Source organism: Acidovorax sp. BoFeN1 (assembly GCF_003345135.1).
In the GTDB taxonomy this organism is placed as follows: domain Bacteria; phylum Pseudomonadota; class Gammaproteobacteria; order Burkholderiales; family Burkholderiaceae_C; genus Acidovorax; species Acidovorax defluvii.
In genome coordinates, this window is the sequence record NZ_QOZT01000143.1 from 1 (window position 1) to 4,932 (window position 4,932).

6 protein-coding genes and 1 pseudogene are annotated in these 4,932 nt (G+C 64.3%); 2 read left to right on the forward strand and 5 right to left on the reverse strand.

What is annotated here, in order from left to right:
- Positions 1-171 (forward strand): annotated as a pseudogene (locus tag DTW89_RS18645) (IS110 family transposase); the annotation flags it as partial.
- An 84-nt stretch (positions 172-255) separates the two neighbouring features.
- Here DTW89_RS18645 and lexA read toward each other — a convergent pair.
- Positions 256-930, reverse strand: coding sequence for a transcriptional repressor LexA (lexA, locus tag DTW89_RS18650; RefSeq protein WP_114657026.1), 675 nt, complete (start codon positions 928-930; stop codon positions 256-258).
- 82 nt (positions 931-1,012) lie between these two features.
- Between lexA and DTW89_RS18655 the strand changes: the two genes are divergently transcribed.
- A complete protein-coding gene (locus DTW89_RS18655) occupies positions 1,013-1,966 on the forward strand; it encodes an asparaginase (protein WP_114657027.1) in 954 nt (317 codons plus the stop codon).
- A 117-nt stretch (positions 1,967-2,083) separates the two neighbouring features.
- Here DTW89_RS18655 and adk read toward each other — a convergent pair whose 3' ends face one another.
- From adk to lpxK, 4 genes are all read right to left on the reverse strand, one after another.
- Positions 2,084-2,740 (reverse strand): adenylate kinase, encoded by a 657-nt coding sequence (gene adk, locus DTW89_RS18660; RefSeq protein ID WP_024815208.1) that lies wholly within the window; start codon positions 2,738-2,740, stop codon positions 2,084-2,086.
- 157 nt (positions 2,741-2,897) lie between these two features.
- A complete protein-coding gene (gene kdsB / locus DTW89_RS18665) occupies positions 2,898-3,704 on the reverse strand; it encodes a 3-deoxy-manno-octulosonate cytidylyltransferase (protein ID WP_114657028.1) in 807 nt (268 codons plus the stop codon).
- A complete protein-coding gene (locus DTW89_RS18670) occupies positions 3,701-3,883 on the reverse strand; it encodes a Trm112 family protein (RefSeq protein ID WP_114657029.1) in 183 nt (60 codons plus the stop codon). The genes kdsB and DTW89_RS18670 overlap by 4 nt, the downstream gene beginning before the upstream one ends.
- A gap of 18 nt (positions 3,884-3,901) precedes the next feature.
- A partial coding sequence (lpxK, locus tag DTW89_RS18675; protein WP_442858123.1) for a tetraacyldisaccharide 4'-kinase occupies positions 3,902-4,932 on the reverse strand: 1,031 nt, incomplete at its 5' end.

Below are 4,932 nucleotides of genomic sequence, written 5' to 3' on the forward strand. Positions count from 1 at the left end.
TTGACCGCGGCGCGCTACAACCCGGTCATCCGGGCGTTCTACGAGCGACTGAAGGCTGCAGGCAAGCTGCCCAAGGTTGCCTTGGTCGCCTGCATGCGCAAGCTGCTGACCATGCTCAACGCCATGGGCAGAACCGGCAAACCTTGGGACGCATCGCTTCATAGTGCTTGACTTTGAAGACGGTTACTCAGGGCTGGAAAACAAAAAGAATTTTCCAAACGCCCACCACCTGAGGCACGCAGCAGGTGGAAGAAATTACATGAGCATGGTGTTGCGGATCAGGCCTACAGCCAGGCCTTCAATTTCGAAAGCTTCCCCGGGTTGGACAACAATCACCGGGTAATCGGGATTTTCGGGAAGCAACTCGATGGTGCTGGCCGTGCGGCGCAAGCGTTTGACCGTGACATCATCGCCCAGCCTTGCCACCACGATCTGGCCGTTGCGGGCCTCTCGTGTGGACTGAACGGCAAGCAGGTCGCCATCGATGATGCCGGCGTCGCGCATGGACATGCCGCGCACCTTGAGAAGGTAGTCGGGCTTGTGCTGGAACAGGCTGTTTTCCACGCTGTAGGTCTGGTCCACATGTTCCTGCGCGAGAATGGGCGAGCCAGCGGCCACGCGACCAATGAGGGGTAGAACCAGCTGCGACAACCCTGGCATGGGCAGACTGAACTGGGTGCCGCGTGCCGCATTGATGGAGCGCACCGTTTCGTTGCGCAAGCGGATACCGCGGGAGGTGCCGCTGACCAACTCGATGACGCCCTTGCGCGCAAGGGCCTGCAAGTGCTCTTCTGCGGCGTTGGCCGACTTGAAGCCCAGCTCGGTGGCGATTTCGGCCCGTGTAGGCGGCGCGCCGGTGCGGGAAATAGCCACCTGGATCAGGTCCAGGATTTGTTGCTGGCGGGCGGTGAGCTTGGGATGGTCGAGCATGGCGTTTCCGGTGCGTGCCACAGTGGTGGCGGATAACTGTTTTTTAATCCAGTAACTGTATTTTTCACCAGTTTTTCAAAGGATGCAAGTGCACGGACAAAAAATTGTGGTGCTGGGGACGGGGGGGACCATCGCCGGCACGGCGGCTGCCGCAGACGACAACATCGGCTACACCGCTGCACAGGTGGGGGTCGAGCAGTTGTTGCATGCCGTACCCGGCCTGCAAGCGGCGTCAGGTGGCAGTCTGGTCGCCGAGCAGATTGCGCAGCTGGACAGCAAGGACATGGAGTTCAGTGTGTGGGGCGCGCTTGCACAGCGTTGTGCCAGCACTCTCGCCGACCCCGACGTGCGCGGCGTTGTTATCACCCACGGCACCGACACGCTGGAAGAGACCGCGTGGTTCTTGCAGTCGGTGCTGGATGCCCATAAGCCGGTGGTACTGACCTGCGCGATGCGACCCGCAACGGCATTGGTGCCCGATGGCCCGCAGAACCTGCTGGATGCCGTTGCCGTGGCAACGACTCCAGGCGCCCGGGGCGTTGTGGTGGTGGCAGCCGGCGCGGTGCACTGCGCTCAGCGTGTCCAGAAAGTGCACCCCTACCGCGTGGATGCGTTCAGTTCAGGGGATGCCGGGCCGTTGGGCTGGGTGGAGGAGGGTGCTGTACGTTTAGTGAAAAATTGGCCTTCAGGCCAATCAAAACAAGCGCTCTTAGCTATGAAAAACATAGCATCTTGTGTGCAATGGCCCCGGGTCGAGGTGGTTCTAAGTTATGCCGGTGCCACCGGTGCTCTGGTGGATTCACTGGTGCGCGATGGTGTGCAGGGCATCGTGGTGGCCGCCACGGGGAACGGAACGATCCACCGTGCACTGGAAGGCGCACTGCTGCGCGCCCAGGCTGCCGGAGTGCGTGTGGTGCGTTCCACGCGCTGCCCGGAGGGCCAGATTTTGCCCAAGCCCGGCGATACGTTTGCGGATTCCCGGGGCTTGTCTGCGGTGAAGGCGCGCATCTCGCTGATGCTGGAACTACTGGCGTAACGGCTTTATGGTTGTGCCGCGGTGGCCGCCAACGCCGCGGTGCATGCAAGGTGCAACACTGGCCGCGCGCTTGCCGCACCGGACAAAGGCCGGTGCGTTACCCCAACGTGGAGCGCTTTAGCTGGACAGTGCCTGCAGGGCGCGTGCAGTGATCTCTTCAACGCTGCCCGTGCCGCTGATGGCGCGGTATTTGGGGGCTGCGCCCGGCTGGGCCTTGGCCCAGTTGCTGTAGTAGTCCACCAGGGGGCGGGTCTGGTCGCTGTACACCTGCAGCCGCTTCTTGACAGTTTCTTCCTTGTCGTCTTCGCGCTGGATCAGTTCCTCTCCTGTCACGTCGTCCTTGCCTGCCACCTTGGGCGGATTGAACTTGACGTGGTAGGTGCGGCCGCTGGCAGGGTGCGAGCGGCGGCCGCTCATGCGCTCAATGATGGCGTCAAACGGCACATCGATCTCCAGCACGTAGTCCAGCTTGACGCCGGCTTCCTTCATGGCGTCGGCTTGCGGAATGGTGCGGGGGAAGCCGTCAAACAGGAAGCCGTTGGCGCAATCTGGTTGCGTGATGCGTTCCTTGACGAGCCCAATGATGATGTCATCGCTGACCAGGGCCCCCGAATCCATCACGGCCTTGGCCTGCAGGCCCAGCGGCGTGCCGGCCTTGACCGCCGCGCGCAACATGTCGCCCGTCGAGATTTGCGGGATGCCGTATTTCTGGCAGATGAACGTGGCTTGCGTGCCCTTTCCGGCGCCTGGAGCGCCCAGCAGAATAAGTCTCATGGAAATCCTCGAAGGTTAGAAATCGGCCGGCACTGCTGGCAGAAGGCGCAGGCGCACGCCCAAGACGCAGTACTCTCTTTGCGTTCAAGGATAGCATGTGAGTGCCTTGCCCTGGCTTACGGCAGCGCACCCCTATCAGGTGGCGGTGTGCGTGGTTTCAGGCCAGCAGTGCCCGCACCCGGTTCAGATCGGCGGGGGTGTCCACGCCGGGGCCGGGCGCCTCTGCGGTGATGTGCACGGCGATGCGGTGCCCGTGCCAAAGTGCCCGCAACTGCTCCAGAGCCTCCACCGTCTCGGTGGGTGCCTGGGACAGGCCGGGAAACTGCCGCAGAAAACCCGCGCGATAGCTGTAAATGCCGATATGGCGCAGCGGCGCAAATCCGGTCAGGGCAGCAATGCCGGGCGCAGCCTGTGCCGCTGCCCCTTTCCACCAGGCCTTGCCTGCATGGTCGCGGGCGTGTGGAATCGGCGCACGGCTGAAGTAATGGGCCAGGCCCCGGGCGTCCAGCACCACCTTGACGACGTTGGGGTTCTCATAATCGGCCAGGGTGTCGATGGCATGGGCTGCGGTACCCATGCTCGCCTCGGGCCGCGCGGGCAGCAGGGCCGCCACGGCGTCGATGAGCGCCGGGTCCATCAAGGGTTCGTCGCCTTGCACGTTGACCACCACCGCATCACCGTCCAGCCCAAGCTGCGTGCAGGCTTCTGCCAGCCGGTCGCTGCCGCTGGCGTGGTCGGTGCGCGTGAGCAGGGCCTGCACGCCGTGGGCCTGGCAGGCTTGCAGAATGCGCGGGTCGTCGGCGGCCACCACCACGCGGGTCGCAGCGCTTTGGGCGGCACGGCGGGCCACATGCACCACCATGGGTAGGCCGGCGATATCGGCCAGGGGCTTGTCGGGCAGCCGGCTCGATGCCATGCGTGCCGGAATCAGCACCGTGAACCCCGTTGCCGTGGCTGGGCTCACGCCTGCAGCTCCTCGTCCGTCAGGGTGCGCGCCTCGTTTTCCAGCAGCACGGGAATTCCGTCGCGTACGGGATAGGCCAGGCGCGCGCTGCGCGACACCAGTTCCTGGCGCTCGCGGTCGTAGGTCAACGGACCTTTGGTGACAGGGCAGACCAGCAGTTCAAGCAGTTTGGAATCCATGACGGCATTTTCCGGAAATCAGGCAAAGGGGGATGATAGCGGCGTGGCCCGCCACGGCGCGAGCCGGCGATCCAGCGCTTTCATGAAGGCGGGATCGATATCCAGCTCCAGTGGCACCGCCAGCGCATCGGGGTGCAGTAACCAGAGCTTCACGGCATCCTTTTCAGTGCAAATAAGGACTATTTCCTTATCTGAAGGGCGCTCCCAGCTATTGAAATCATAGTGATCAGGCAGTGCCTCGGCACCCGCCAGTTGCAGCCCTTGCGCCCGCAGCATGGCAAAAAATTCCTCGGGCCGGGCGACGGCGGCGATGGCGTGCACAGGCTGGTGTTGCAGGGATGCCAAAGCAACCTTCTGGCCGTCAGCGCGCAGGGCATGGGGCGCCAGCTTGCGCTGCATCGCAAAACCGGGAGCACGCCCGGCGGGGGGCTTGCCAGCATGCAACACCCAGTCCACGGGGCGGGGCCAGGGCTCGCGCAGGGGGCCGGCGGGCAGCAAAAAGCCATTGCCAACGCCGTCACTGTTGAAAACGCAGATCTCCAGGTCGCGCGCCAGGGCCAGGTGCTGCAGGCCATCGTCACACACCAGCACATCGGCGCCGGGGTGTGCGGCCCGCAGGGCGCGCGCCGCCGCAATGCGCCGGGGCGCCACAAAAACGGGTGCGTGGGTGGCCCGGGCGATCAGCGTAGGTTCGTCTCCCACCTCTGGCGCCGGGCTGTCGGGCAGCACCGCGCGGCAGTCGTGGGTGCTGCGGCCATAGCCGCGCGAAATCACGCCAGGTTGCCAACCCTGCGCCTGTAGATGCCGCACCAGTGCAATCACTACGGGGGTTTTGCCTGCGCCGCCGGCAATCACGTTGCCCACCACGATGACGGGAACGCCTGCATGTTCGCTGCGCAACCAGCGCAGCCGGTACAACCCGCGCCGCAGTGCCACCAGCGCGCCATAAATCAGAGAAATTGGCCACAGGGCCCAGGCCACAGGCCCGCGTGTACGCCAGACACGCGCCATGCCCGTGGGCGGCGGGCTACCGGTAACCGGGGTGACTG

Excerpts from the sequence above, each read along its gene's own strand:
- adk (WP_024815208.1), bottom strand. The coding sequence starts at position 2,740 with ATGAGACTTATTCTGCTGGGCGCTCCAGGCGCCGGAAAGGGCACGCAA.
- DTW89_RS18670 (WP_114657029.1), bottom strand. The coding sequence starts at position 3,883 with ATGGATTCCAAACTGCTTGAACTGCTGGTCTGCCCTGTCACCAAAGGT.
- lexA (WP_114657026.1), bottom strand. The coding sequence starts at position 930 with ATGCTCGACCATCCCAAGCTCACCGCCCGCCAGCAACAAATCCTGGAC.
- DTW89_RS18655 (WP_114657027.1), top strand. The coding sequence starts at position 1,013 with ATGCAAGTGCACGGACAAAAAATTGTGGTGCTGGGGACGGGGGGGACC.